The sequence below is a fragment of the Denitraticella aggregata genome (genome assembly GCF_048158365.1).
Classification (GTDB): domain Bacteria; phylum Pseudomonadota; class Gammaproteobacteria; order Burkholderiales; family Rhodocyclaceae; genus Azoarcus_F.
Genome location: NZ_JBLLNL010000047.1, coordinates 1 through 650, shown reverse-complemented (window position 1 = coordinate 650; position 650 = coordinate 1). Strand labels below are relative to the sequence as shown.

The window sequence follows — 650 nt, the reverse complement described above, 5'->3', positions numbered from 1 at the left end:
GGGCGCGGGCACCAGCGTGGCGTCGATGATCTGACCGCCCCGAGCGATGTAGCCGTGCTTGAGCAGTTGGGTCGTGACTCCGTCGAACAGGACCTTCGCGCCGGCTTCGCCGATACGGTTCTCGAATGTCCACACAGTCGTTCGATCCGGGATATTGACCGCGCTAGCCAACCCGCAGAAGCGCTTGTAGCTCATCCGGTCAAGCAACTGGTACTCCATCTGTTCGTCCGAAAGGTTGTACAGCCGCTTCAACACCAGAATGCGTACCATCGTCTCCGTGGGATACGGCGGACGACCGCCTTGTGGACTCATCGGACGCGGCGCCACCCGATCCACTTCCGCCGCCAACGACCCGAAATCGATGTACGACTCGATCTCGGCCAGCGGATCTCCGAGCGTGTCGATCTTCTTGCGATGATGTTCATCGGCGAACAGGTCGGTTTTGATGGCGGTGCGCTTCTTCATGGCTGGCGGCAGAGAACGAAATCAGGACGAAGCAATTTTACCAATCACAGGGGTGTCGAGGTTTTTCGAGGTGCCCTTAAAGGAGTCCACGAATCATCAGCCTTGCTGGAGCAACGGACCATGAAACGACACCCATCCCTGATCGCTTTGTCGCGCGAGCATTACGCCGCACTGAAGCTCGCCAA

The 650-nt window shown here is 58.6% G+C and carries 1 protein-coding gene; it reads right to left on the bottom strand.

Annotated elements, in window-relative coordinates:
- Positions 1-465 (bottom strand): transposase (locus ACKVEX_RS16590; RefSeq protein ID WP_473216848.1); only part of this gene is annotated, 465 nt, incomplete at its 3' end.
- Positions 466-650 lie beyond the last annotated feature (185 nt).